This is a genomic window from Cohnella massiliensis, from assembly GCF_900169535.1.
Lineage (GTDB): Bacteria > Bacillota > Bacilli > Paenibacillales > Paenibacillaceae > Cohnella > Cohnella algarum.
Genome location: NZ_LT821256.1, coordinates 58603 through 84807 on the forward strand (window position 1 = coordinate 58603; position 26205 = coordinate 84807).

23 protein-coding genes are annotated in these 26205 nt (G+C 53.7%); 4 read left to right on the forward strand and 19 right to left on the reverse strand.

Annotated elements, in window-relative coordinates; translation table 11 throughout:
* Nucleotides 1-53: 53 nt before the first annotated feature.
* From B7E11_RS05020 to B7E11_RS05070, 11 genes are all read right to left on the reverse strand, one after another.
* Nucleotides 54-623, reverse strand: coding sequence for a DUF6470 family protein (locus B7E11_RS05020; protein WP_080832517.1), 570 nt, complete (start codon nucleotides 621-623; stop codon nucleotides 54-56).
* A 30-nt stretch (nucleotides 624-653) separates the two neighbouring features.
* A complete protein-coding gene (flgL, locus tag B7E11_RS05025; RefSeq protein ID WP_080832518.1) occupies nucleotides 654-1577 on the reverse strand; it encodes a flagellar hook-associated protein FlgL in 924 nt (307 codons plus the stop codon).
* A gap of 32 nt (nucleotides 1578-1609) precedes the next feature.
* Entirely contained in the window at nucleotides 1610-3175 is a 1566-nt protein-coding gene (flgK, locus tag B7E11_RS05030) for a flagellar hook-associated protein FlgK (protein WP_080832519.1), read from the reverse strand.
* A gap of 30 nt (nucleotides 3176-3205) precedes the next feature.
* On the reverse strand, nucleotides 3206-3706 hold the full coding sequence (locus tag B7E11_RS05035) for a flagellar protein FlgN (RefSeq protein ID WP_139787075.1): 501 nt from the start codon (nucleotides 3704-3706) through the stop codon (nucleotides 3206-3208).
* A 39-nt stretch (nucleotides 3707-3745) separates the two neighbouring features.
* Nucleotides 3746-4006: a flagellar biosynthesis anti-sigma factor FlgM gene (locus tag B7E11_RS05040; protein ID WP_080832521.1), complete on the reverse strand. Its 261-nt coding sequence runs from the start codon at nucleotides 4004-4006 to the stop codon at nucleotides 3746-3748.
* A gap of 92 nt (nucleotides 4007-4098) precedes the next feature.
* The gene (locus B7E11_RS05045) at nucleotides 4099-4512 is read right to left on the reverse strand and encodes a TIGR03826 family flagellar region protein (protein WP_080832522.1); all 414 of its coding nucleotides are present in this window, start codon (nucleotides 4510-4512) and stop codon (nucleotides 4099-4101) included.
* Between the two features lie 99 nt (nucleotides 4513-4611).
* Entirely contained in the window at nucleotides 4612-5376 is a 765-nt protein-coding gene (locus B7E11_RS05050) for a ComFC family protein (RefSeq protein ID WP_080832523.1), read from the reverse strand.
* Nucleotides 5373-7631 carry an ATP-dependent helicase ComFA gene (locus tag B7E11_RS05055; protein WP_245809627.1) on the reverse strand — a complete coding sequence of 753 codons (2259 nt, stop codon included), beginning with the start codon at nucleotides 7629-7631 and terminating at the stop codon, nucleotides 5373-5375. The genes B7E11_RS05050 and B7E11_RS05055 overlap by 4 nt, the downstream gene beginning before the upstream one ends.
* A 22-nt stretch (nucleotides 7632-7653) precedes the next feature.
* Nucleotides 7654-8067 carry a hypothetical protein gene (locus tag B7E11_RS05060; RefSeq protein ID WP_080832524.1) on the reverse strand — a complete coding sequence of 138 codons (414 nt, stop codon included), beginning with the start codon at nucleotides 8065-8067 and terminating at the stop codon, nucleotides 7654-7656.
* A gap of 289 nt (nucleotides 8068-8356) precedes the next feature.
* The gene (locus tag B7E11_RS05065; RefSeq protein WP_139787076.1) at nucleotides 8357-10096 is read right to left on the reverse strand and encodes a stalk domain-containing protein; all 1740 of its coding nucleotides are present in this window, start codon (nucleotides 10094-10096) and stop codon (nucleotides 8357-8359) included.
* Between the two features lie 158 nt (nucleotides 10097-10254).
* Nucleotides 10255-10683 carry a hypothetical protein gene (locus B7E11_RS05070; protein WP_080832526.1) on the reverse strand — a complete coding sequence of 143 codons (429 nt, stop codon included), beginning with the start codon at nucleotides 10681-10683 and terminating at the stop codon, nucleotides 10255-10257.
* A 438-nt stretch (nucleotides 10684-11121) separates the two neighbouring features.
* On the opposite strand from B7E11_RS05070, the gene B7E11_RS30885 reads away from it, so the two are divergent.
* The 4 genes from B7E11_RS30885 to B7E11_RS30890 all read left to right on the forward strand — a co-directional run bounded on the left by B7E11_RS30885 (nucleotide 11122) and on the right by B7E11_RS30890 (nucleotide 14313).
* Nucleotides 11122-11724 carry a DUF6431 domain-containing protein gene (locus B7E11_RS30885; protein ID WP_425430054.1) on the forward strand — a complete coding sequence of 201 codons (603 nt, stop codon included), beginning with the start codon at nucleotides 11122-11124 and terminating at the stop codon, nucleotides 11722-11724.
* Nucleotides 11725-11896: 172 nt separating this feature from the next.
* Nucleotides 11897-13279, forward strand: coding sequence for a DDE-type integrase/transposase/recombinase (locus B7E11_RS05075; protein WP_080832306.1), 1383 nt, complete (start codon nucleotides 11897-11899; stop codon nucleotides 13277-13279).
* Nucleotides 13276-14079 (forward strand): ExeA family protein, encoded by an 804-nt coding sequence (locus tag B7E11_RS05080; RefSeq protein ID WP_080832527.1) that lies wholly within the window; start codon nucleotides 13276-13278, stop codon nucleotides 14077-14079. The genes B7E11_RS05075 and B7E11_RS05080 overlap by 4 nt, the downstream gene beginning before the upstream one ends.
* Before the next feature lie 12 nt (nucleotides 14080-14091).
* Entirely contained in the window at nucleotides 14092-14313 is a 222-nt protein-coding gene (locus tag B7E11_RS30890) for a DUF5348 domain-containing protein (protein ID WP_176220599.1), read from the forward strand.
* A 590-nt stretch (nucleotides 14314-14903) separates the two neighbouring features.
* Here B7E11_RS30890 and B7E11_RS05090 read toward each other — a convergent pair.
* The 8 genes from B7E11_RS05090 to B7E11_RS05135 form a co-directional block, all read right to left on the reverse strand.
* Nucleotides 14904-15626 carry a response regulator gene (locus tag B7E11_RS05090; protein WP_080832528.1) on the reverse strand — a complete coding sequence of 241 codons (723 nt, stop codon included), beginning with the start codon at nucleotides 15624-15626 and terminating at the stop codon, nucleotides 14904-14906.
* Entirely contained in the window at nucleotides 15616-16800 is a 1185-nt protein-coding gene (locus B7E11_RS05095) for a sensor histidine kinase (protein WP_080832796.1), read from the reverse strand. The genes B7E11_RS05090 and B7E11_RS05095 overlap by 11 nt, the downstream gene beginning before the upstream one ends.
* A gap of 154 nt (nucleotides 16801-16954) precedes the next feature.
* On the reverse strand, nucleotides 16955-19588 hold the full coding sequence (locus tag B7E11_RS05100) for a stalk domain-containing protein (RefSeq protein ID WP_245809628.1): 2634 nt from the start codon (nucleotides 19586-19588) through the stop codon (nucleotides 16955-16957).
* Nucleotides 19589-19856: 268 nt separating this feature from the next.
* Nucleotides 19857-21338 (reverse strand): sugar phosphate nucleotidyltransferase, encoded by a 1482-nt coding sequence (locus B7E11_RS30110; protein WP_245809629.1) that lies wholly within the window; start codon nucleotides 21336-21338, stop codon nucleotides 19857-19859.
* Between the two features lie 166 nt (nucleotides 21339-21504).
* Nucleotides 21505-22497, reverse strand: a complete 993-nt coding sequence (locus B7E11_RS05115) for a copper amine oxidase N-terminal domain-containing protein (RefSeq protein WP_080832530.1) — start codon at nucleotides 22495-22497, stop codon at nucleotides 21505-21507.
* Nucleotides 22498-22518: 21 nt separating this feature from the next.
* Nucleotides 22519-23292, reverse strand: coding sequence for a hypothetical protein (locus B7E11_RS28800; RefSeq protein ID WP_139787078.1), 774 nt, complete (start codon nucleotides 23290-23292; stop codon nucleotides 22519-22521).
* 27 nt (nucleotides 23293-23319) lie between these two features.
* Complete coding sequence (gene glf, locus B7E11_RS05130; RefSeq protein WP_080832533.1) at nucleotides 23320-24420, reverse strand: UDP-galactopyranose mutase; 1101 nt, start codon at nucleotides 24418-24420, stop codon at nucleotides 23320-23322.
* A gap of 4 nt (nucleotides 24421-24424) precedes the next feature.
* The gene (locus B7E11_RS05135; protein WP_080832534.1) at nucleotides 24425-25861 is read right to left on the reverse strand and encodes a flippase; all 1437 of its coding nucleotides are present in this window, start codon (nucleotides 25859-25861) and stop codon (nucleotides 24425-24427) included.
* Between the last annotated feature and the right edge of the window lie 344 nt (nucleotides 25862-26205).

The window sequence follows — 26205 nt, forward strand, 5'->3', positions numbered from 1 at the left end:
GCATGACACAGAAAAAGCTACAAGCGCGTCGTCGCTTATAGCAAATAAACACGTCACCCCATCATGTCGATCGCGGGCGGGATAATCGTTACTTTTGGATATTGTTCCATTTTATACCGCACATATTCCCTGTGATATTCGATGGCCGGTTTTGTCAGTTGAACGTCTACGTTTCGTTCTTCCGGAATGTATTCGATGTTCAAATCGGCCGGCGTATACGAAAATTTCGTATTATTGGGCAAAGCGGGTCCGTACGCCTGCAGATCGGGGGGGCCCTCCACAAAATCCTCGAGAGCGAAATCCGGCATCGGATTTTGTTTAATTCTTAAGTCCCCGATCGTATTGCCGCGCTCCACGATTCGTTCCATGTTTTGGACCGCGATTTGCTTGTATTGACTGTAAATTCGATGCCAAAAGCTCTCAGGGCTCCCGCCGTCTATCGCATCGTTCGTTAGACTCATGTCGATTTCGAGCGTTCCGGCGCCGTTGTTTTCCATGCGATACTCTCCCTTTCGGGTTTCCACATGCACGACAGGCCGTTCCGTCCGGATATCGTAACGACCAAGTCCTCCGGTGAAGCTAAGAATGGCGGGATCGCTTTGAATGTAAATTTGACCGATCAACCCATTCTCTCCTCTCCGATTCGGTTCCAATTAGCGCAAGAAGTCGACAAGCGAAGCCTGAATGATGTTGGCGCCGATCGACAAGGACGCCTGATAAACGCTTTCGTCGACTTTGGATTTAATAATCAACTCTTCATACTCGGCATCTTCCACTTTCGACTGCAGCGTCGTCAAATTCAGATTCAAATCCTCCAGACGCGACTGAACCAATTCGACACGATTGACCCTCGCCCCGATCTGAGCCTGCTGGGTCAAAATTTTATTGGTTCGCGACTCCAATGCCGTTATCTGGTTTTTCAGTTCGGTCATATTGTCATTGCGCAAACTTCCGATCATTTGGTCCAGCACGTGGAATACATTATCGTCTTCATTTTGCGGAGCCGTCACTCCGGTTGGCGGATAACCGAAAACGTCGTTGCCGGTAAGGTTGACGCTAACTTTCACGCCCGCTCCCACCATGTACGAAATATCTTCTGAATCCGTCACGACGGTCTTGGGATCGACGCCGGATGCATAAGGCACTTGATCGACCTCTTGACCGCTAAAAACATATTTGCCTTTAAACGTCGAATTTGCGATATTGACCAATTGTTCCTTTAATTGCTCCATTTCGACGGCGATCGTCTCGCGCGAAGTCTCCGTCTGGGTCCCATTGCTCCCTTGAACGGCCAACTCCTTGACCCGCTTAAGAATATCCCCGGTCTGCGTCAGAAGCGTATCGTTAAAATCAAGAAGCGATGCGGCATAGTCGGCGTTGGTCTGATACCGTTCATTAATGGATAGATCGCTGCGATAGCGCAGGGCGTACGTAATGCCGACCGGATCGTCGGAAGGACGGTTAATCCGCATTCCTGTCGACAACTTCTCGCTATTGCCCTGCATCCGCGTCAAATTCGTATTGATGTTCCGCAACAGTTGACTTGTCATGGTAGCCTGCGTCACTCTTCCAGCCATCGTTACTCGCACCCGCCTTTCAAATTAGTCGATTATCGGCCTACGACTCCGGTCCCGTTAATAATCCGGTCCAGCATTTCGTCCACGGTTGTCATCAGACGCGCCGCAGCGTTGTACGCATGCTGGAACATTAGCATGTTCGACATCTCTTCGTCGAGCGATACGCCGCTTACGGAAACGCGACGGCTATCGACTTGATCGACTACCGACTGCGCATTCGTCGCTTGCCGCGTAGCCGCTTCCGTCTGCACGCCGAGTTGTCCGACCATGGCGCGGAAGAAACCGTTCGCGCTGTTGATCGTCGTGTCGCTACCGCCGGTAACGGACGAAAAATCAATCGATACGTCGCCCAATTGGGACATAAGAAGAGCTAAACCGTTATTTCCTTTGATCGCCGTCTCGGTGCCGTTCTCCGTTGTCGTTCTCATGGATGAAGCGATCAGGCTTGCATTGTTCAAGATATCGGCCGACACTTGGAAATTAGCCGCCGTCAACGGTCCGCCGTCCGAAGAGACAAAGAAATTGCCGCCGGCCGTCAGCGGAGTACCAAGCGAGTACCCCAGCTTGTGCAAGCCGTTCAGTCCGGCAACCGTCACCGTCAGATCGCTTGCCAGGGTACGGTTCGCTTCGGTATAAGTGATGTTATTCAGCACGGTCCCTTCCGGCAATACCGAGCCGGCAGGAATCGTAATCGTCATATTTCCGTTGGCAAGTCCGTTCGCAAGCGTATTCAACTGCCGTTGATAGTCCGTTACAAAGGTGTCCCGCGAGTGGATCATGCCATACAATTCCCCGCCGCTTAGGGTTCCGGCAGCGTACATCCCCTGGAAACCGGCAGCGGTCATCGGCGTTGCCTCATCGCCGGCCACCAATTGAGCTCCGCCGATCGTGACAAGATAATCGCCATTCGCTTCTTCTTCCACGGTAACGTTGGCGATTTTGGATAATTCGTCAACCAGCAAATCGCGCTGGTCGCGCAAATCGTTCGCATTGTCTCCCAACGATTCGATACGGCGAATTTGCCCGTTCAAAGCGGCAATCGTCGAAGCGATCGTATTGACTTGCTCCGTCTTCACTTCGATATTTTCCGTCAAGTCCTGAGACAGCTCCGTCAATTGCCTGCTCGTCTGATTAAAGGCGTCGGCGAGCGCAATCGCGTTCTCTCTTACAAGCGTCCGTGTGGTGCTGTCTTCCGGAGATTCGGCAAGATCGTTCCAGGAATTAAAAAAGTTGTCGATTGTCGTGCGAAGACTCGTATCGGACGGCTCGTTGAAAATCGTCTCCAGCTTCTGAAGCGTATCCTGCTGAATCGTCCAGTTGCCCAACGTTTTATTCTCGTTGCGATACTGCATGTCGAGAAAATGTTCGCGTATCCGGGTAATGGAGTTAAATTCAACCCCCGTCCCCATTTGGCCGGGCACTGTCGACTTCGTCATGCCGACCGCTTCGATCGGACTGGAAGCGACCATGTTCACCGTTTGCCGCGAGTAGCCCGCCGTATTCGCGTTGGCTACGTTGTGTCCCGTCGTTTGCAAGGCCGCTTGCTGGGTAAACAAACTCCGTTTTGCCGTTTCGAGACTCATAAAAGTCGATCTCATCTGTAAGCCACCTCGTTCATTCAGGTTGGGTCAAGCCCGCGAATCGAAAAGCCTTGCTCCGCCGCCGTAGCCCGTCTGATTGGCCGGAGGCTTGTAAATCATATCCTGCTCGTCCGAACCGCTCAGCAAGTCAAGAGAAAAATCGTTAAATTCTATTGCCTGCTTCAGCAGCTGCATGTTCAGTTCATTCAATTGTTTCAGGCGATTCACCGACTCGACCAGCCGCTCGCCCAGGTTGGCCAGCTTGGTTTTCTCGCGCGGATTGGTTTCCAGCTGCACGATGCCGGAAACCGTCGCTTCGGGATTCGGCTTTAACCCCTTGCTCAAGTAATATTCCTCAACATTTTGCCGACGCTGCCGTTCCGTATCCGAAATGAGCTTAAGCAGCCGCGATTCCTTGGTGGTAATCTCGGTCAGCCGATTCACCTCATTGCGGATAATCGCCTGCTTCTTCTGCTCGGACAATTCCAGCATGCGCTCATGCTGTTCGAGCAAAGTCTCCATCGTTTCATACAACGGGTTTAACGCCATCGAATTCACATTCACCCTTCAAATTAGCTGGAATGCCGATCAACGCAGAAAAGGCAAAATTCTTTCGACCAGCTTGTCCGTCTCCACATAATAAGTACCCGTCGCCACTTCTTTTTTCAAGGCGTCGATTTTTTCCGCGCTTGCGCGGTCGTTCGCCTTCGCATTAAGAAGTTCTTTGGCTTCGGCGGATATTTGCACTTCGTCCTTGAGCTTCTTGCCCGGCGCATTCATCGCGCGCTGCTCTCCGGAAGACTGATAAGCTTGAAAAGCTCCGATACGTTGGGATTGATTGATTTTCACTGATTTCACCTCGACAAGGCCGCTAAATAAAAAGACCGATAACCGTTAAAGGTATTATCGGCCGCAAGCTATCAAATGTTTATAGAACGGTTTTAATCGTCGTCGCGCAAAAAACCTTTAATCCGGTATGCGCTCTCCGCTTTCTTCTCCTGTTCGGCTCCCCGCCCCGTCTCCGCCGTCGCGTTCCGCACTTCCTTGCGAAGCCGAGCCCGGCAGTTGTCGCACATATTCCCTTCGCGAATGAGCGTGCCGCATACCTCGCACGGGTAGGACATGTTGGGGGCGTTATACAGCGAAATGCGCCCTTCCTTGATAAACCGGGTAATCTGCTTGACGGACACCCCGGTCTCGTCGGACAGCTCCGTGATCGTGGCGCCTTTGTTGGCGCGCAAATATTCGATGCACGTTTCGTATTCTCTCTCGATATCTTTCATGCAGTTCGGACATATATCTCGAAAATTGCGGGCAAACAACTTCCCGCAGCGGGGGCAATTCGCCAAATCCATCGCAACGAACCCTCCAGTCTGAGCCGACAACCAAGCGACAGCAAACGCCGCCCCTCGACATAACGTTTATACTAAATATTGCAAGAAACAAGCGGAATGTCAAGAACGGGCCAAAAGAACCCCGTACACCTCGCAAGCGGGGAACGAACGGCGAATGACATAGGCGCATTCGTTCATGGTGCTTCCGGTCGTATAAATATCGTCGACAAGCAGCACCCGCTCCGGCTCCCGGCCCTCTAACCCGCTCAGGGAAATGTCGACGGCGAAGCTTCCCTTCATATTTTCAAGGCGGCCGCCCCGGCCTATGAAGCTCATTTTGCTCGTATGGCGGATGCGGCGAAGCAGCGGAACATAAGGAACCCGGTACCAGTCGCAAATGCGCGCGGCCAAGCGCTCCGCCTGGTTGAACCCCCGCTCGAGCAGCCGCTCCTCGGCTAGAGGCACGGCGGTCACCGCATCGAATGCGAGCCGTCCGATCATGCGCTCGGCCGGCATGGCGAGCATGGCCGCTAGGACCGGCTCCAGCCTTTCCAGTCCCCGGTACTTGTACTGGGCGAGCCACTGCCGCATTGCCGGGTCGTAACGAACCGCCTCGCGGCAGCAGCGAAAATGGCGGTTCGTCCGGCGCAGGCAATCGCCGCAGCGCTCCGGGCGTCCGCATACGAGGCAGGCCGCCTCGTCGATCCAAGGGATGCGTCCGGCGCATTCGCCGCAGAGAGAGGACAAGATCGTTCTCGGCGTTTCATGGCGGATCGATACCGGAAAGGCGGCGGAACCGTTACGGAGCTGCCGCTCGCACACCGGGCAGCAGCCGTTGTCCGGGCCGAACAACCGATAGATGCGTTCGAGCCACTCAAGCTTCATCCTTCCGCCGTCCGGATATAGCCGAGCTTGCGGGCCAAGCGGTTCATGGCCTGGATTTGCGATTCCGCGCGATGCTGGGATCGAGTGGCATAGGCGGAGCAGAAATACACGCGCCCCTTCGGATCGTCTCCCGACCGCCCGGCCCGGCCGGCCATCTGCACGAGCGCCGCTTCGTCGAACATCGCGTGGTGCGCGTCGAGGATGCAGACGTCGCTGCGCGGAACCGTCACGCCCCGCTCCAATATCGTCGTCGTCACGAGCACGCGGAACGACCGATTGCGGAACTCCGTTACTTTGCCGGAACGCTCCGCGTCTTTGGACGATGTGCCGCCGATCGCCTCCGGGGCGATTCCCCATTCTCCGGCATGCCGCCTCAGCAAGGAAACGACCGGATCGACATGCCGAATGTACGGGACAAAAACGAACAATTGAGCCCCCCGCCGTACCGATTCGTCGGCCAACCTCTTGAGCGATGCGGGAACTTGTCCCCTTCCGATCCACTTATAAATGGGCGGAACGTTCAGCCGAACCGGCACCGGAAGCGGATGACGATGGAAACGGACGGGCACCCGGGCGCACGGCAAGCCGCCCCTCTTTACTTCGCGCTGCATCGACGCGGGAGGCGTCGCGCTCAGGAACACCGTCGAGCCGTCCGCGCGGCGGGCTTTCTCCGCGGCATAATGCAGCATCGGATCGTTATGGTAGGGAAACGCGTCGAGCTCGTCGACCAGCACGAGGTCGAACGCTTCCTGGAACCGCAGCAGCTGATGCGTCGTGGCCAACGTCAATGGCGCGTTCGTCCACCGGTCTTCGCTGCCCCCGTACAGCACGGCTAGCCCGACACCGGGAAAAGCTTTGGCGAGCCGAGGCGCAAGTTCTAGCACCACATCCCGCCGCGGCGTCGCCACCAGCGCCCTGCCCCCGCGGTCGAGCACTTCCTGCAGCAGCGGAAAGATCATCTCGGTCTTGCCCGCTCCGGTAACGGCCCAGAGGAGAAACCTGCGGCTTTGCGTTCGAGCGGACCGACGGAACGCGCTCGGCAGCAGGCGGTTTAAACTGTTAAGCGGTTCCCCCGGACCGTCGCCGCGCAAAAAACGCACGGCAGCCTCGGACGCGCGAAGCTGCGCCGGGCTGAGCCCCCATCGGTCGACGAACAACGGGGCGCGCTCTCCATCGACCGGCCGGGAGAATACGCTAAAGTCCGTAGACCCTCTTAGCGATCGGGGCCTTCCATCCGCAGGCAATGGGCGACCGGGTACCGAGGCGGAAGGCTGATCGCGTTCAGCTCGTCCCGGCAAGGCGAGAACGAGCAGCCCGCACTCGCGGCTGCGCCCCATCGCAATGCACGCCTCGCATACGGCGCACGCGGCGCTGCCGCAAGAAGCGCATGCCGTGCGGCGCATCCGCTCTTCGCCGCTGCCGCAGCGCCGGCAGCGCAGCTTCGCTCGCCTCCCGGCGCCGCTCTCCATCGCGGCGGCAAGCCGCGCCTCGCCGGCCAACGCGGCGAACTGCAGCAAAAACAGCCCCGTCCCGCTGTCCTCCATGCCCAGCAAGCCGATCGCCTCGTCGAGCAGCAGCGAGCGCCCGGCCAGCTTGCGGCCGGCTTCTCTAGCCGCACTCCTCCATGCAGCCCCTTCACCCGCCGAAACCCCTCTGCCTCGCGCAACAGCAGGCCGAAGCGAATCGTCGGCCCGGTTCCCGATCGCTTGATGCGCCGACTCCTGCATGCCCGTCCAGTCCGACAAATCCGGCAAAGCCGGCAAACCCGACAAGCCCGGCAAATCCGCAACCCGAACCGTTTCCAGCAAAAAGCTGCCGCCCGGACCGCCTATCGAACCCCAAAATGCATCCCTTGCCGTACTGCCTGCCGCTTCGCCAGGTCCGGACGACCGGGAAGGAGAGAAGCCCGGGCGACGGACCGCCGAATGAACGCCGGACGCTCCCCTTCGCATTCCGGCAGCGCCTGACAAGCGGTTTCTCCTCTCCCGTGAGAGCCCTTTGCGAACAGCCTCCGCCGTCTCCAGCAGAAGGCCGCCCGCATCGCCCGGCCCGATCTTCCCGCCAAGCCTCGCCTTCAGACTGTCGCAAACGATAACCGCCTCGGACAGCGGCAGCTCCAGGCGAAGCCGAACCAGGCTGCGCGCCTTATGCGCTTCAGTCGCCGAAGTCGCCGCATGGCCTGCCCAAAACGCCAGATCCGCCTCCCAACTAACGGTCCATTGCGGATAAGCGCAACCGTCGTTCGCAAGCGCCACATAAACTGAAGCTCGGATAAAATCACGCCCCTTCCCGGCTGCGCCGCCGTTCCCCCAAGCCGTTGAGCTGATCGTTCATCTGTCCGCGCAGCAAAAAAAATTCCTTCGCAAGCGAGCTCGACAAGCTGAAAAGCCGATGCGTATCGAGCGATAAAGCCTCCAGCTTGCCGTCCAGCTCTTCCTGCCCCCGAATGCCGGCATTGACCCGCTTCTCCAGAGTCTCCAGACGCACGTCCTGGCTGTGCAGAGCGATTTCCATCCCCTCCAGCCGGACGCAAATTTCCTCCAGCACGCGGATCGCCCGATCTGCCGTCTCCGCCCTCGCCGTCTCCGCCCTCGCCATCTCCGCCCTCGTCGACTCCGCCCTCGCCGTCTCCGCTGCCCGACCGCTCCGGTCCGTCCGCGACATCTTCGCGACCTTGTCCATCTCGTACATCCTCATCCTCCTCTTCCCTGTTAACTCTCTCAACCGCGCGCACGGGAAAAAGACAACAAAAAAACACACCCGAACGCGCCATACGCTCGCAGGTGTGCTTCACCCGTATCGATGCAATTTACCCTATCATTATATTCCAACTCGCACTCCGAAGCAATCACATTGCGTCATAACCTGGCTCAAACATCGAATGTTTAGGAAAGTGTTGTTCAAAGGAAGGATGGGACAATCCTTCGAACCGTCCCGCCCTTGTTTGTTCTGCTTCGTTATCGGTGGTCTTTATTTTTTCTTAAGCTTGGTCGATAAGAGGTACCGCATAAAAAATGCGAATCCCGTTTTCCTGCGCGTACCATACGACCTTATCGCCGATGACGATCGGATTGCAACGTGACAGCGCTAAGCGCTCGACCGTTTGAATGCCGCCGGAAGGCCGCCCCCCCTTATCCAAAAACACATACTTCAAATCGCTTCGACGGTTCTGCGAGTAAAGCTCGCCAAATTTATCGAACTCCTGCCATAGCACGATGTGCTTGTCATCGTTTACTCTGACCAATCGAGGAATCGACGCGAGCTTGTCGCTGTCGATATATTCGGCAATCGTAACAACTTTAACTTCGTTCCCGTTCAAGTTGTTTTTCGGGACGGCGGCGATTAGGATATCTCGTTGATCTCTTTCCAGGCCTTTCATCTCGAAAGACGTATACTCGGTGACCAAAGCGTGGTCGATCGTGTTCATCGCAACGATATAGTGCGAAGACGACTCCGCAAAGCCTCCGACGGATACGCCGGTCATATTCGCCCCGATTTTTCCCGGAATCTCAAACATATCGACCTCCCTGTACGACACCCCGTTTCCTTTTTGCAAAACGATCGAACGCGGGTAGGCGTCGCCATGGTCGAGTAGTACGTGCTCGTTTCCATCAAATAATACATATTGATCAAAAGAATGGCTCACATGATTTGGCTGAAATTTTCCCAAACTATTGGTTACGGACATCGTCGACGTATCGATCATAATCGTCAGTTGGGATTGATGATTCAAGCCGTCTTCCGTCATATACCGCTGGCGAGAAGTATGGAAAACAAGCGTATTTCCGGATTCCGCCATCCTTCCTGAACCATGCGCAAAAGGAATCGTGGTATAGCTTGCTCCGCCCTGAATCGATACGCTGTCTATGCGGTTGAATTCTTTGTCATATCGTACGATTCGGATCACTTCTGCTTCATCGTTTTCCTCGGGGTTTTCCTGACCGTAAGCGATGTAATGATAGCTTTTCCCGCTGTAAAAGCCGCCGAACAATGGAAGTTCAGGGGGAATCTTCTTGCTGGAAATTAACTGAAAATCCTCATCATATGTGTCGATTACGATCTCGTCGTTCGCTTCAATGACGCTAAAGGTCCCGTCGTCGTTGCGAATCAAATTGGAGGTTAAGGGGCTCTGCCATCTCGGGTAATAGGGGGTCAGGATATTGTCAGCAACATTCCCTGCCGCCTTCACCCGATGTGCATTTTCCGGAAGCCGCGAATAAATGTGGATTTCATCTGATTCCTCGCTGAATTCAACGTCAAAATGGGCATACGCGCCCAAATCTCTCAACTTGAAATAATTGCTGCCGTCAATTACGTAGGCTATCGGCGCAACCGGCTCGCCGTCAACGATCAACTTTGATGTTCCAGGTTGGGCCGTATATTCAATAGAGGGAGCGTAGTAATAAGTATATGCTCCCGATTTTTGCTCGGTATAAGGCTTGTCCGTTATGAACTCTACCGCGTTGCCTTTAGCGTTCCAAATCACATCGAACCCGCTTGGCGTTTCCGACAGCGCCTCGGCAACATCGCGCAGCTTGAAATAGGTGCTACCCCCAATGGTAAAACCCGTCAATCGCGCTTCCCGGCCATCGACGTAAATACGGCTTTCCGATACGTTGGCCGGAACCGGATTACCGGTATTCGCGGTTGCGTTCAAAGCCGGTGTACCCATAAAAAGAGCGAGGAGCAAGCCAAGCAACTTTCTCAGCAACTGTTTCATAAAGTTCACCATCCGAGTGCTTTGGAATAGATTCTCCTCTCATGTATCGGCTTGTCCGTCTCCAAACTTTACATGAGTCACAAACCGTCATAAATCCGCGCAGACAAAAAAGGAGGACGTTTTGCCCTCCCCGAAGTTTTTGCAATAAATGCTGTTTCCTAACGCTGAGGCAATCTTGCATGTTCAAGGTCATCAAGGTCGATCCACACGACAATGCGATTCCCCTGACCGGTCCGCAAAGGCTCCGTTCCCGTTCTCCATGCCTCAATGTCCGCCGGCTCCCCAGGACGATAAGGTACAACCGCAAGCTCTCCTTGCTCCCGCGAAGCCAACAGAGATGCAATCTTCCCTGTTTCGTCCGCTGACAAAGCCTTCATAGCAACCGTTATGGCGATATCCTCACCAGTCCATCGCGAGAATCCCCGCAGCTTCCGAATATAGCCTTCGATCTGCATTTGATGATTGCCGGCAACGAGCACGAAATGCCGCCCTCCGGCCGATTCCTTGCTCATGCGGGAGATTCGCCAATGGACGCAGTAGGCCGCAGCCGCATAAGCGGCGACGATCCATACCAAATCGATCATCATGATGTCCGCCTCCCCGCGAAATAACGATTCGCTCCTACGACAGCATATGCTGCGCGGAAGGCGCAGGTTCCGGGCTTCGGCGGCAGGTCGATCTTTTGAGACGCTTTCCGATCAAAAACAGCAGCAAGCATGCAGGTGCTTGACAGACTTCCTGGCGAATTTCCTGGCGTTTTTCGCGGATTGAGCGGGGGGACGCTGAATTGCGTAGGTTTATGAAGGATTGAATGGGAGGGGGATCGCCGGATAATGTTCGCCGCCTGACTTTATGGCGGGAAAAAGGCATGAATTCGCCATTCGGTGTGGCGGAGCCAAACCGAATAAACAGCCGACAATAGCCTAATCCCTTCTGTACAATGACGGTGGATTAGGCTATTGTCGATTAAAAAGGAAAATGCTCCCGAACCTTTGGCGAGGATCCCCGGGAGCATTCACTTCATCATGTCAAAAATACTTTATTTCGGCCTTTCTTGCAAGGCTTATTTACGCACATTCGGAAATCAATCTCCTGACGTCCAGCTCTGCTGTGAAAACTGCGGTCGGCTTCTCCATAAACACGGTCGTTATTGGCGAGGAATTGTGACGAAGCATGAGGTCATCCAGATCCCGATCTACCGTCGATATTGTCCTACCTGTAGAATAACAATCTCCCTCCTGCCGGAGTTCCTGATTCCATGGGCCCGGTATGCGACTTGGGTGCGAGAAGCGGCATTAAAGCGCAAGCACAAGGGATTCGCTTGGCGGCAGACGACAGAAAGCACAACAACTCCTGCCGTGCGTTATAGCCGCCGTACGTTGAAACGCTGGTGGGCAAGACATCTGCGCCGCGCAGCGGATGCAGCACTATGGGTTGCTGGGAAACTCGTAGCCCAGGGGGACGACACGGATATGCTCCACCTTTACCCCACCATGATGAACCCAACGCCAATGGATACATTGGATTGGCTGGACAAACTGTTACCCCGATTCATCCCCGCTGGCGCATCCAGACGGGGCTATTGGACGTTTCTAAATGCGAGGTTACCTGTAGCATCACGCTTATAAATCCCTTCAGCATCCACCGCCAAGGAGCAAGGCAAACGAAAATCGCCTCCAAAATTGCTTTAAAAATCGCCTGGACGGCAAGTTGCCCTCCTGATCCCACAAAATATGCGCCCTCCCTGGCTTCTAGCGTCTATGCGATACTCTCATAGACCACAGGGAGAGGAGATTTAGCATGGATGAGCAAGCAAGGCAGCAAGAAGCCAACTTCCGTTATGGCTTAATTGCATCACTGGTTAGCCGCAAATTGGATCCCGGAGAACAGATGGCGTTGATGCGCGAAATTGTAAGCCATGAGTATGAAACGTCGTCGGGACAGCGAAGGAGAATTAGTCTACGAACGCTTGAGCGATATTTAAAAGCGTATCGCGAAGGCGGATGGGAGGCGCTGTTGCCCTCCGTCCGAGCAGACAAACTCACGACCAGGGAAATCCCCGAGGATGTGCTTGCCAAAGCGATTGCCTTAAAGCAGGAGCAACCCGGCCGAAGCGTCAGGCAGATTATTGCGATTCTGGAACTGGCGGCATTCGTGGCCCCCGGCACCCTGAAAGAAAGCACGCTTAGCAAGCAGCTTCGCCGCCGCGGCGTCACGCGCAAAGCGTTACTGAATACGGGGTGGAGCCACTTTCGCCGGTTTGAAGCCACGCACCGAAATAGCATGTGGCAAGGCGATGTGCAGCATACCCTTTACCTTCCGCATCCGGACAAGCCCGGCAAGAAGGTCATGGCCTATCTGGTTATTTTCATTGACGATTACTCTCGCTTCGTTGTGCATGGCCAGTTCTATTTCGAGGAACGTGTGGCCCGGCTGGAGGATTGCCTGAAGAAGGCGATTTTAAAGAACGGAGTGCCGGAAATGATCTATGTCGATAACGGCGCCATCTATTCTTCACACCATTTTGAGCGGATTTGCGGGCGACTGGGGGCAGAGCTTAAGCATACTCGCCCCGGACGTCCTATGGGACGCGGGAAGCAAGAAAAGTTCTTCCGATTTGTCGACCAGAGCTTTGTGCCGGAGGCATACGACCTGATTGAACAAGGGAAGATCCAGACGCTTAACGATTTGAATCGATTCTTCTCGGCGTGGCTTGAGATTGCTTACCACCAGAAAGTCCACAACAGCTTTAAGCAGCGCCCAGTCGACCGATACCAAAAAGACGACCACCCGATTCGCATGTTGCCGCCGCATGAACTCATAGAAGTATTCTTGCTGGAGGAATCCCGCAAAGTGGACAAAACGGGATGCATCTCGCTGCTGGGCACGATATTCGAGGTCCAGACAGAGCTTGCCGGCTCGAAGATTCAGGTGCGATTCGATCCGCACGACCTGTCCGTCATCCAGGTGTGGAAGGACGGCCAGCGCTATGAAGACGCGAAGCCAATGAAGCTCCGCGATCCGAAAAACCGGCCGAAGCAGGATGAACCGAAGGCCGTCATGCAACCGCCGAAGACGGGCCTCAACTATGTGGAATTATTGGTGGAAGAACAGAAACGGCAGACCCGCGAAGCGCAAGGCGCTGCGCTTTCGCGAGCGATGAAAGAGGTGAATCGCTCATGATTCGTGGTTTCTTCGGGTGGGAGCGCGTTCCGTTCACCCGGGAGATTGAAACACGGCATCTGCACCGCTCCAAGCGATTCGAAGAATGTGTAGCACGGATGCAGTATATGGTGATGACTCGCTCGATTGGCTGCGTCACCGGTGAAATTGGCTGCGGCAAGTCGACAGCCGTTCGCTACTTGAAAGACCAACTGGATCCGAACAAGTACCGGTTTATCTATCTGTCGGATGCGAATCTGAAACCAAGGGACTTTTACCGTGAACTCCTCCACCACTTCGGCTTGCCGCCCAAGTTTCTGCGCAGCGAAGCCAAACGGCAATTCCAGCACCTCGTATGGGATTTGTACGAGAACCAGCAGAAGGTCGCCGTTATTGTCGTGGATGAAGCGCACCTGCTTTCAGGAGACATGCTGCAAGAAATACGCTTTTTGACGAATTTTCGTATGGACTCGATTTCGCCGCTTGCCCTGCTGCTCATTGGACAGCCGGAACTACAGGCCACGTTGCAACTGAGAATCTTCAAGCCGATTACACAGCGGATGAACGTGCGTTTTCATTTGGAAGGCTTGTCGCTCGAGGAGTGCCGCGATTACATCTCCCACCAATTGGAGGTTGTCGGAAGTACAGGGCCGGTGTTTACGACAGAAGCGATGGACGCCATATACGCGCATGCTCGGGGGATATGCCGAGAGATAAATAACGTCTGCACCGCTGCGCTTCTGGATGCAGTGCTGCGAAAAGACAAAATGATTGATACCGTCCATGTGACGAGGATCCTAGCTGAATTTAAGGAACAGTGAGGGATGACAAATATGAATGAGATACGATTTCATGGAGATACCGAGCGTTGGAACGTGTACGATGGAGAAGAGTTGCTTTGCTCGCTACGTTGTGGTGATGCCGTGATGATTCAAGTAGGAAAGCACTTCTTGCCATCCAACCTTGAGCTCGATACGGACTGGTACGTGAAGTTTGGAAATTCGAAGTTCTGGCTCCACCGACATGCCAAGTACCGCGTCCGACCGCTGTTCTAACTGCTCTTCGGAGCAGTTTTTTTACGCCGACAAACAAAGGCGAAATATAATTGTCTCCGAAACGGCGGTGAGGAAAGCAAAAAGCCACCGTCATTGGCGGTTCCGAATCTACCGTCAATTAAAGTGGCTGATGACAGGATAACGCGAGATTGCATAGGAATTGCACAGGATTGAGAGGGATGGCGTTGGGTTCGGCGAGGCTTGGTTGGAATTTTTCCAACCAAAATCGACTTTTTTGCGAAAAGATTGGGCTTCGTTGGATTTTGTCCAATCTGGCGAGGCCTTTCCCGCGTTTTTGCCCAAATTCCAAATTGCTCGTTGGATAAAATCCACTCAAGGCAACGGTCTCGGCGTTTTCCGCCCCCTTGATTGGACAAAATCCAGTGAAGCTCCCTCCGCCATCCCCTGATCCCTCGCATACGAATTTGCCCCCACCGCCGTCCCGCAAGCTTCCGTACGCGCTCATAGCCAGGCGAAAACCTTAAACATTCCGACATGCCAAAAAAACCGCCGAAGGCAAAGGCGGTTTCCCGAACGTCCTTATGTAATTTCGCTGCTCGAAAGCCGAATTCCCGCTCCGGCCTTACGGCTCAAAGCGTAACCCAGCCGAACTTGATCGAATTGATGACGGCTTGCGTCCGGTCGTCCACTTCCATCTTCTGCAGAATGCTGCTGACGTGGTTTTTGACCGTTTTTTCGCTGATGAACAGATTTTCCCCGATCGACTTGTTGCTCTTGCCCTCCGCCATCAGGCGCAGCACTTCCGCCTCCCGGCGCGTCAGCGGGTTGTTGCCGTTCGGAACGAACTTCGTCACCGTCTCCCGGCTGGCCGCGGCGCCCGAGGTCGCGCCGATTTCGTCGAGATACGTCATTCGGCGCAGCTGGTTGATCAGCTTGCCCGTCACCTTCGGGTGAATGTAAGCGTGGCCGACCGCAACCGTGCGAATGGCGTTGACGAGCGCTTCGGCCTCCATGTCCTTGAGCAGATAGCCGGAGGCGCCTTTGCGCAGCGTTTCGAAGACGTAGCTCTCGTCGTCATGGATCGACAGAATGATGACCTTGATATCGGGAAAAATATCCCGCAGCCGCTCCGTCGCCACCACGCCGTTTTCGACCGGCATGTTGATGTCGAGCAGCACGACGTCCGGCTTGATCTGGTTGCAGAACTCCAGCACCTGAATGCCGTCGCCGCACTCCCCGATCACTTCCAGATCGGACTCCATGTTTAAAATCCGTTTCAGGCCTTCCCGAAACAGCTGGTGGTCGTCTGCAAGCAGCACCTTGATTTTGCGATTTTGCGATTTATTCTCCATTATAGCCCAACTCCTTTCGCAGCTCTGCCTGGTTTGGAACTTCTATGATGACCGTAGTGCCCTGTCCGACGCCGGAGGCGAAGGTGATTTTCCCCTGGAGCAGCTCGACCCGTTCCTTCATCCCGATCAGTCCGAATTTGGAATGGCTTCGCGCGCGCGCCTCCGTAACGTCGACATGGAACCCGACCCCATTGTCCCGAATCGTAAGTCGTATGATCTCCTCCAAAAAAACGATCTCGAGCGTCACAAGCGACGCCTCCGCATGCTTGTAGGCGTTGCCGAACGCTTCCTGCACGAGCCGGAACATCGCGGCTTCGAGCGCGGATGACATGCGCTTTTCCTTCCCGACGACATCGAACTTGGTCCGAATCGAGGTCCGTTCCTCAAAATCCTGAACGAATTTGCGAAGCGTGGGGACCAGACCGAGATCGTCGAGCGCCATCGGGCGGAGGTTGAAAATGATTTTGCGAATTTCCCCCAAATCGTTGCGGATTTGCTTCTTCAACTCGATTAATTCGCCGCGCACGACCTCCAATTCCTGCGTCCCGAGCATTCTTTCCGCGATTTCGGTACGCAGCACCAAATTGGCGAGCGATTGGGCGGGGCCGTCGTGAATTTCCCGCGCGATCCGCTTGCGTTCCTCTTCCTGGGCCAAAATGATTTTCAGCCCGATCAGCTGCCGGTTTTTGCTCGATTCCAAAATGCGCGTCACCTGAGACAAATCCCCGGACAAATAATCCAGCACGACGTTCATCTGCGAGCCGATGGCCTCGGCCCGCTCGATGGAACGTTCGACGTTGCGCACGCGAACCTGAAGCTCGCCGCGCCGCTTTTTCAAATAGCTTTCCTTCTCCCTGTACACCATTAAATCCAGCTGCAGGTTGGTCGCCGTCTCGTAGGCGGACTTGATGTCCTTCTCGGAGTACCGCAAAAAGTCGCGGCTGACTTCCGTAAGCCGGATGCGCGCGAGCCGGTAATCCCGCTCCAGCCGGTCGACCGTCTCGATCGTCGTCCCCGTCTCCGCGAGCACCCGCTCCAGCTCCCGCTCCAGCGATTCCAGCTCCCGCCTTGCCGCCTCGCATATTTCAAACACTTGCATCTTGCTGTCTTCCATCACCTTGACGGCGTTCTGGATGACAAGATCGATTTGGTCCACGCTGTCCACGTATTCGATTCCCCCTGCATCATCCCCGACAACTGCATATGCCGATCGCCCGGCTTTCCGCCCGGCGGTCCGCACGCTCTCTTAAACTCGGAAAAGGGGCCCGTTTCCATCATATCACATTTTATACTGTTAGAAACCCGAATATGGGACTTTGGACCGAAGATTAATGAATTGTAATGCTGTTGTCGTCCGCTTTCCAGTCGACCGTCTGGCCCAGCTGCTCCGAAATGACGCGCAGCGGAACGAGCACCCGGCCGCTGCGAACGAGCGGCTGCGTCTCGGAAGCGACCCGAACGCCGTTCACGATCATATCGGGTTTGTTCAGCCACAGCTCCAGCATTTTGTCGCCGCGGAGCACGGTCACCCGCTTCGCCGTCCCTTCCCAGTCGGCGCTTCCGCCGAGCGCGTCCGACACGAAGCGGAGCGGCACGTACGTCGTGCCGTCCAGCGCGATCGGAGCGGCGTCAAGCGTGGCGGCCTTGCCGTTCACCGTCGCCTGCTTGCTGTTCAGCGTAAGCTTGACGCTTGCCGAGCTGCCGGCGGCCGCGCCGGTCGCCCCGAGCAGCTTCAGGTTGTCGAACGCGACTTCGCCCGTCAGCGCCCGTTCGTCCTGATCCTCCTCCAGGTTGACGACGTACAGCTTCGTCAGCTTCGCCGGATACGCCAGGCCCGCCGAAGCCAGATCGGCCTTGATCGTCTTCCAGCCGGTCCAGTCGATCGCCGAAGCCAGCGTCACGAGGCCTTCCTTGCCGTTCGCGTCGACGAACGTCGCGCGCAGCCAGTTGTAGCTGCCGTCGCCCAGCACGTCGAGCGTCAGCGAGCTCGGGCTGCCGTCGACGGTAATGCCGGCGCCGTCGTTAAGCACCGCGTAGGCGAACCGGCTGCCGGTTCCGTTCGTGAAGTCGTACTTCAGGCTGAGCACCTGCGACGTTTCGCGGCCGGCCATGCCGGTGACGAGCGAGACGGAGCCTTGCGTCTCGGCCGGAAGCCCGCTGAAGCCGATGTTGTACGCGACGCTGTCGAAGTTCTCCAGCGTCCTCTCGGCGCCGGCGGTGAGCGCCACGACCGTCGAGAACCCGTCGTAACGGGCGATCGCGTACCCGATCTTCGTATTTTCGCCGACGCTTTGAATCGCGATATTGCCGTTCGAGGCCGTCGCGGTAAAGCCGCGGAACTCCCACTTCAGCGCCGATGCCGGAACCGTCGCCGTCGTGCCGTCTTTCAGCTTCGCCTTCACCGTGACCGCGACCGTCGTGCCGGCCGCCAGCACGTTCGTGCTCGGCTCCGCGGTCAGGCGGTCGATCTGGTCGCCGCCGACGACCTGAACGTCGACCGTGTTGCTGGCTTCGCCCGCTTTGACCGTGATCGTGCCGCTGCCGGGCTTGGCCGCCGTGAACACGCCGTCCTTGAACGTGCCGATGCTGCCGGCCGCCGACCACGCCGGCGTAAGTCCCGCCGGATCGATCGGGTTGTAGTACGTATCGTAAGCCTTGAGCGAATAGGTCGCCTGCTGGCCGATGAACAACGTCTTGGCTCCGCTTGCGACGATGCCTTTGACCGAGCCTTGCGGCGCCAGCGAGAATACGCCGATGCCGTTCGCCACAAGCCGCTGCGTCGTGCCGTAAGAGGTCGGGTGCGCGAGCGTGACGTCGAATTCCCCGAGCGGCCGCGTCACCATCGTCGTCGAGCCGCCGCCGTCCAGGTTGACGGCCTTGTACACGCCGAGCTGGAGCAAAATCTGCTGCAGCGCGCTCAGCGTCACGCCCGCCGTCTTCGTGTCGTCGTTTTCCTCCACGGTCACGAGGTATGCCGTCTTCCCGTCCGCCGAATACCCGACCGCGGTGCGCGCCCGGTTCGCGTTGCCGCTAAGCCCGCTGATCTCCCGCGAGAACGTCGCGGCTTTGCCGCCGTCGACGAGAATCGTATGCCCGCTTACCATCATCTGGAACGAAGTCGGGTCATAGGTCTGTCCGCTCGTCTGCGACACGAGGCTGTAGGTAGACGTTACCTTTTGCCCGACGGTCAGGCTGTTTTTGATAAAATCGGCCGCCGCCTTGTGCCCGCGCAGGATGTAGCCGTTCGCCGGAATCGGGGTCGCGATCTGCGTATCGACTGCGATTTCCGTCACGACGCCGTCCACGACGAGCGCTTCGGTCGGCGTCGTCGCGCTGTTCTTCGGGCGTTCCGTTCCCGTCCAGGCGCTCGTGTACATGTACAAAGCGTTGGCGTGGCTGAACCCGTTGTCCGGTTCCGTGCGGTACGCGCTCTGGTTGATGCCGCTCAGCGGGAACGAGCTGCCGTCGCCGGAGAACACCGTGCCGGTGAACGAAAACCGGTCGATGATCGGCTTTTTGTCCTTGTTCAGGCCGAATGCGTACATGCCCGTAAGCTGGGACGTGCTGGACAGCAGCTGTCCGCTCGTAATTTGCGCCCCCATCGGCGCGCCTTCGCTCGAGCTGGACGTGTTGAACAGGTCGCCGTTGACGCCGGCCACCGCTCCCGTTTCCTTCGCCATGGCGGTGACGGACTGCCGCGCCGTGACGCTGCCGCCTTTGCCTCCGAGCGCATCGAGCTGGACGTAAGGGTTCGTGAGGTCGATTGCGAGGACGTGAATGTTTTCCGTCGTTTTCGCGGCGTCCGAGGGGACCCATTTGTAATCGATTTGCCGCGCTCCGCTCGTGACGATCGTCTCCGATTGCTTGACGAGCTTGTACGTAACCGCGGCCTTCGCCGTCGTCGCGGCTGCCGCGATCGGCGGCTTGGCGAACGGCCAGGCCGGCCCGAAAACGGCGGACAACGCGATAGCCCCGGACAGAGCGGGGATCCAAATCTTCCGATACGGTTTCCAATTTGTCGATTGTACTGGCATTTCGTTCTCCCATGCTGAAAAATGTACTCGAAAGACCCTGGACTTTCCGCCCACTTCTCTCTATTAATGTAGACTCCGCTTAGATCAAAAAGTTACATCCGATCATAGATTTAGATGAAAATATTTTGCATGAAAAAGAAAAGCTATCTCCGTTTGCGCGTTTTTACGGAGATAGCCTCGCGCGAATCTCGCATGGTTACTTTACATAGCGCTTCAAGATTTCGTCCCAATCGGTATGAAGCCGGACGATGTCCTCGTCGATAATCTCGCTTCCGTTCTGCACCTCGATGAACTCCAGATCGGCGATCGCCCGGATCCCGTGCCTGGCGCCGACCGGAATGTGCAGCACGTCGCCGGCCGCGACCCGCCGGATCTTTCCATCCAGAGCAAAATCGCCCGTCCCCTTGATGATCGTCCACACCTCGTTGCGCTTGCCGTGGTAGTGGTAGCTCAAATTTTTCCCCGCCGCGATGCCGACCCGCTTCGTCAGCACCTCGTACTCGTCGTCCGTCACCGCATAGTCCAAAATTTTGTACCAGCCCCATCGCCGCTCCTCGTACATCGGACGCCGGACGAAATCGACGACGTCCTTGATGCGCGGGCTCGCGTCTTTGTCCGAGACGAGAATGCCGTCCGGGCTGGCGGCCACGACGACGTTGCGGAGGCCGAGCGCGACGATCGGAATGTCCAGCTCGTTCACGACATGGGTATTGGCGCTCTGCGCGTCGATTTTCCCCTTGCCGGTCAAATGCTCGGACAGCTCCTCCGTCAGCGTGTTCCACGTGCCGAGGTCCTTCCATTCCCCTTCGTACGGCACGACGACGATCCGGCTGCTCTTCTCGACGACCTCGTAGTCGAAGCTGATTTTCGGCAGCCGCTTGTAGTGACGGGCAAGCTCGGCAAAATCGAGCGGCATTTCCTTCTCGCGCAAAATGTCCATCAGCTTGCCCAGCTTGAACGCGAACACGCCGCAGTTCCACAGCGCGCCTTCCGCGATCAGCTCGGCCGCCTTCGCCTGGCTCGGCTTCTCCTGGAAGCGGCTGACGGAGGCGTAGGGGGCGTGCGGCCGGACCGTGCTGACGCCGGTCGGACTGCCGGCAGCCGGCCGGGAATCGCCGAACCTGAACTCCGATCGGACAGAGACATTCTCTTGCGAACGAAGGTCCGGGATCGCGCGCTCGTCGCCGGATTCGTCCGGGACGATGTAGCCGTACTTCTCCGAGGGGAACGTCGGCTTGACGCCCATCAGCGCAAGCTCCGCCTCCGAACGGTTCAGCGCCTCGTCCAGCAGCTTCAACCGTTCAAAATAAGCCTCGTCCACGTACGGATCCACCGGTAGCACGATGACAGTTTCGTCGGGTCCGGCTTTTTGCACCGAATGCAGGTAAGCGGCCGCGAGCGCGACGGCGGGAAACGTATCCCTTCGCTCCGGCTCCACGATGAGCGGCACCTCCGAGTCCAGCTGGCTGTGAATCATCTCGACCTGGGACTTGCTCGTCGCGATAAACGTGGCGTCCGCCAGCCCGACGTTTTTCAACTGCCCCCATACCCGCTGAATCATGGAAATCTTCGGTTCGTCCGCGCCGCCCAGCACCTTCAAAAACTGCTTGGACCGCGAGTCGCTCGAAAGCGGCCACAGCCTCTTGCCGGAGCCTCCGGAGAGGAGTACGAGCTTCATAGGGTTACCTCACCTTTTCAAAAATGTCCTATTTCTATTTGAATGATGGCACTTTAAATATAAGAACCATTGTAGCGAAACATTCGAATTTGTTCAAAAGAAAATGCTGGCGGCCGCATAAAAACGGCCCGCACGGGTTCTTATCCGTACGGGCGCGCATTGTCCATTACATAAGAGACTCGGCCAATTCCCTTAATGCGTTAATTTCCGACTCGAATTCGCTGCGATACGTTTGAAGAATATCGGTGCTGAATCCGCCTGCCTTCAGCTGCGCCTCGGTATCGCTCACGATCGATTCGAACTGAGCCGTACAGGAAGCGAGCGCCGCTTCGCCTTGCGCGATCAGCGCGGCTTGCTTTTCCGGATCGGACTCCAATACATACTGAAACCAGAGGCTCTTAGCTGTGTTCACGCACTCCGTTTTCAAATTAGTGAGCTTCGTATACGCAGCCGCCTCGATTTCGGCCTGCGTTTGCGCTCCCGTGCCGCCTCCGGCTCCGCCGCCTGCTCCGCCGCTGCCGCCGGACGTACCGCCGCCGGAACCGCCCGTGCTGCCTCCGCCCGTCGAACCAGAGCCCGCATTGCCGCCGCTGCCGCTTTGCTGGGCTTCGCGGTAGGCTTTGGACTCGCCGCTGACCGTCTTCGTCGCCGAATCCCAGTTAATCGTCGTTCCGACCGACTCCGACATGAAACGGACCGGAACGTAAATCGTTCCATCCTTCGCAAAAACTTGCTGACCGTCCGGCAGCTGCTTCGCCGTTCCGTCAAAAACCAGCTTCGCGCTTGTCGGCGTCACCTTAATCGTCGCCGCCGTGGCCGCCGGCATCTTCGCGGCCGCCGCCGCATCCGCCAAATATTGCTTCAGCACGGCCGCCTCGGACGCCGAAGGCTCCGACACCGTTACCGTTTTCGTCGCATTGTCCCAAGCCACGCTCTTCTGCAGCGCGTACGCCACGAAACGAAGCGGTATGTATACGCGCTGCTCATGCGCGAACGCCGCCTGTCCGGACGGCAACGCCAGCTCCTGGCCGTCAAACTTCATCTTTGCCATGATCGTGCTTACCGTCGTACTGGCCGTGGCGGCGAAAGCCGAAAACGGCGTCACAACCGCCATTGCCCCTACCATTGCCGTCGCCAGCATCATTTTAAATTTCTTCATCGTATGCACCTGCTTTTCCGTTTAGTTGTTAATTTGCTCTAGAGAATCCTCATAGCTTGTTCCTTGGCTTAATCCGTACTTCTTGGCAATCGCAATTAGTTCGTTATACTCATCCTCAGACAATTTTTGTAGAATAATCTCTTTTGCTTCTTTCTTCTTTTCGGATGTGAGCCCACCGCTCGACAACTGTTGCAGCGTTTTGATGTCACTGGTGCTGAGCTTCGAGAGCATTATTGTCATGACCTTTGTTTTTTCGGAGAAGGTGATGCTCTCCTGTACTTCTTCAGCCTTCTCTACCGAAATTTCCGGATTGTAGGTAGACGAAGGAGACTTAGATGGCAATGGCGACTGAGACGATGTGGGAGGCGAGCTTTCCTCTCCCTGGTTATCGGCAGAGACTTGATCGGCTTGTCCGGAACTGCCAACATTGGTCCCCGTGGATGGCAGGGCAGGTTGCTCCGATCCCTTCGGCGTAGACGAGGGCGACTCGGGAGCTTCGCTTGAACTTGGCGATAACGCTGGATCATTTGACGGCGATGAAGAAGCTCCACTTGAAACAGGTGATGAAGTTTGATCGCTCGATGGCGAAGCACTGCTTTCCGTATTCGGACTTGACGAATCGGTTTGAGCTGAAGAAAAGTCTAGAGAATCTTCAACCGGGTCAACTAAAGAAATTAATACCTTATCTGCAGCATAATTTATTGCAAAATAACCACCTATGCCAACAATTAGAATAAGCGCACTTAATATCGAGCCAATCCATATCAAGGGTTTCTTCCATGACTTCTTTCTCACCAAAACCACCTCCAGAACCTCAATTTATTATCGAAACTCATTTTGTACTATCTCCAAAGCACGTTTAACCACTTTGTCCATGTCATAGTATTTGTAGTCTGCAAGTCTACCACCAAAAATAACATTTTTCTCTTTTTTTGCCAATTCTAAATATTTTCGATATATTAAGTTATTTTTTTTATCATTAATAGGATAATAGGGTTCGTCTTCTTTGCCGCAATCCTGAGGGTATTCTTTAGTAATAACCGTTTTCGATTGCTCGCCGAATTCGAAATGCTTATGTTCAATAATTCTAGTAAACGGTGTATCGTTATCCGTGTAATTAACTACAGCATTGCCCTGGTAATTTTCGCAATCTAAAATTTCATGTTCAAACTTTAGACTTCTATATTCTAATGAACCATACTTGTAGTCGAAATATTGATCGATCATACCTGTAAAAACTGTTTTATTTGCCAACTTCGCTAATTCGTTTTTGTCTTTAAAAAAGTCGACATTTAGTCTGACATCAATACCTTTAAGTAATTTTTCAATTATTACATTATACCCGCCAATCGGAATCCCTTGGTAACGATCATTAAAATAATTGTTATCATAACGGAAGCGAACAGGTATTCTTTTTATTATAAATGCAGGCAAATCCACTGCTCGTCTATTCCATTGCTTTTCGGTGTATCCTTTAATCAGTTTATAGTAAATATCTTTTCCAACCAAGCTCAAAGCTTGTTCTTCTAAATTTGCAGGTTCCTGAATATTAAGCTCCTCTATTTGCGATGCTATTTTAGCCTTTGCTTCAATAGGAGTTTTAGTCCCCCACAATTGGTAAAAAGTGTTCATATTGAAGGGTAAGTTATACAAATCTCCTTTATAGTTTGCTATTGGCGAATTGATATAATGATTAAATTCTGCGAATTGGTTTACGTAGTCCCAAACCTCTTTGTCATTTGTATGAAAAATATGGGCACCGTATTTGTGTATGTTAATGCCTTCTACCTTTTCACAGTATATGTTTCCTCCGGTATGATGACGCTTATCAATAACTAGACACCGATTTCCCCTTTTTTTCGCCTCATATGCAAAAATACTGCCAAAAAGACCTGCTCCAACAATTAAATAATCATATTTCATGTTTTTACCCTCTTAAGCTTCTTATTTTTTTGTATATATTGAATAGGATTTTATCCTTTAGTATTAACAAACAAAAACAATAAAACAAAAGTCCAACAATTACTTGAATTATAGTTGTCATAATGGTCCTTTTATCAATACCTAAACCAATTAAATATACAATCAAACCCATAATGACTGATAAAAATCCATATTTCAGTATCAACTTAAAGTATGCATTAAATGGAATGAAATCTTTCACATAAACTGACAAAAGGATAGTTACAACAAGTTCAGCAGCAATTGTTGCAACTGCAGTACCAATGCTTTCAATACGATTAACTAATAAAAAACTAACAACGATACTGGCGAACGCACCGACACTTACAGAAATGGTTAATTTCTTTTGGTTTTGTGTTGGAACAAGTATTTGCATACCAAAAACATTAGAAAGCCCAATTAATACAATGATCGGGCACATAATAATCATAAGTTGCCCTACTTTTTCATAACCTGGTCCGAAAAACCATAGTGTAAAGTTAGAAGCTAATCCTGCAATACCTGAAGCCATTGGTAAGGTTAAAAACAGTATAAAACTAACTATCCTGTAACTATAGTGCTTAATTTTTTCAATATTACCTTGAGAATATTCCGAGGCTATTCTAGGTAACATTATGGTAGTAAGGGAGGTCACCACGGCTAATGAAACTTTAAGTATTCGTATTGCTTGATCATAAAATCCAACCTCGACTTCATTTGCTACAGTCCCTAATATTACTCTATCTAAGATAACGTAAATTTGAATTATTAGTTGCGGAAAAAAAATATAAATTAATGGCCTTAAATGCCTAATTGGGTGAATTAGGGATATTGAAGGAAAATTTATATATTTAAATGCTTGAGCCCACATAATAAGCTGGCCAACCAATCCCGATAGTACACTAATTAGGATATAAATTTCTAAATCGTTCTCGCTATTCACAAAAACAAAAATAAAAGCAAGAGACACAATTCGGACTACAGTGTTTCTTATAATAACTTTTTTAGGTTCCTCTAAACCAAAAAACAACCATGAAATATCCAACATTGAAGAAAGGAGAACAAGTGATTGCAATATAAAAATTGACTTATCCTGATTTACAAAGAAGACTACAAAAATAAAGTAAAGAGCCATTACCAACAGAGAATTCAACAGTTGAATAGAATATATATCCCAAAAGTTACGGGAGAGGGTATTTTCCCCATCCTGCTTTGTCATTGCTATTTGTCTATTACCGTATATATTTATTCCTAACGTTGCAAATAAAGCAAATATCTGCACAACAGAGGAGGAATATGCATTAACACCTATTCCCTCAGGCCCAATCACCCTCGAAATATAAGGCATTACCACTAACGGTAATGCCAAAATAAGAAATTGGTATAATAAGTTATAAAAGAAATTGGAAGTTAATTTATTCATTTATTCCTCTCTAACACATTCGTAATCATCTACAATGCCAATTTCGATATGAAACTTTATAGCTTATAGACTCCCTCAAGACGGATAACGTTTCTAGTATCTAGAATAACTTTACCCATTAGTTTATCCTCATTTTCTCTTATTTGCGAATGTGAAACCATTATTACAATAAACCTAAATTACGAAAGCCTATAGAATCAGGCTTTTGAAGACGCAGAACTTGGATTTCACAACCAATTATGGAGGCAGAATATGCAGTCAAAATGGAATGCGAGCAAAAATGCCGTTACTTTCCCCCTCCCCACATGAAGGGGCAACGGGATTTCCAAGACACAAATTGGGAT

Excerpts from the sequence above, each read along its gene's own strand:
- B7E11_RS05075 (WP_080832306.1), top strand. The coding sequence starts at position 11,897 with ATGGATGAGCAAGCAAGGCAGCAAGAAGCCAACTTCCGTTATGGCTTA.
- B7E11_RS05050 (WP_080832523.1), bottom strand. The coding sequence starts at position 5,376 with ATGAAGCTTGAGTGGCTCGAACGCATCTATCGGTTGTTCGGCCCGGAC.
- flgK (WP_080832519.1), bottom strand. The coding sequence starts at position 3,175 with ATGAGATCGACTTTTATGAGTCTCGAAACGGCAAAACGGAGTTTGTTT.
- B7E11_RS30110 (WP_245809629.1), bottom strand. The coding sequence starts at position 21,338 with ATGAAGCTCGTACTCCTCTCCGGAGGCTCCGGCAAGAGGCTGTGGCCG.
- B7E11_RS05035 (WP_139787075.1), bottom strand. The coding sequence starts at position 3,706 with ATGGCGTTAAACCCGTTGTATGAAACGATGGAGACTTTGCTCGAACAG.
- B7E11_RS05135 (WP_080832534.1), bottom strand. The coding sequence starts at position 25,861 with ATGAATAAATTAACTTCCAATTTCTTTTATAACTTATTATACCAATTT.
- B7E11_RS05115 (WP_080832530.1), bottom strand. The coding sequence starts at position 22,497 with ATGAAGAAATTTAAAATGATGCTGGCGACGGCAATGGTAGGGGCAATG.
- B7E11_RS05045 (WP_080832522.1), bottom strand. The coding sequence starts at position 4,512 with ATGGATTTGGCGAATTGCCCCCGCTGCGGGAAGTTGTTTGCCCGCAAT.
- B7E11_RS05090 (WP_080832528.1), bottom strand. The coding sequence starts at position 15,626 with ATGGAGAATAAATCGCAAAATCGCAAAATCAAGGTGCTGCTTGCAGAC.
- B7E11_RS05070 (WP_080832526.1), bottom strand. The coding sequence starts at position 10,683 with ATGATGATCGATTTGGTATGGATCGTCGCCGCTTATGCGGCTGCGGCC.
- B7E11_RS05065 (WP_139787076.1), bottom strand. The coding sequence starts at position 10,096 with ATGAAACAGTTGCTGAGAAAGTTGCTTGGCTTGCTCCTCGCTCTTTTT.
- B7E11_RS05080 (WP_080832527.1), top strand. The coding sequence starts at position 13,276 with ATGATTCGTGGTTTCTTCGGGTGGGAGCGCGTTCCGTTCACCCGGGAG.
- B7E11_RS05060 (WP_080832524.1), bottom strand. The coding sequence starts at position 8,067 with ATGTACGAGATGGACAAGGTCGCGAAGATGTCGCGGACGGACCGGAGC.
- flgL (WP_080832518.1), bottom strand. The coding sequence starts at position 1,577 with ATGGCTGGAAGAGTGACGCAGGCTACCATGACAAGTCAACTGTTGCGG.
- B7E11_RS30885 (WP_425430054.1), top strand. The coding sequence starts at position 11,122 with ATGTCAAAAATACTTTATTTCGGCCTTTCTTGCAAGGCTTATTTACGC.
- B7E11_RS30890 (WP_176220599.1), top strand. The coding sequence starts at position 14,092 with ATGAATGAGATACGATTTCATGGAGATACCGAGCGTTGGAACGTGTAC.
- glf (WP_080832533.1), bottom strand. The coding sequence starts at position 24,420 with ATGAAATATGATTATTTAATTGTTGGAGCAGGTCTTTTTGGCAGTATT.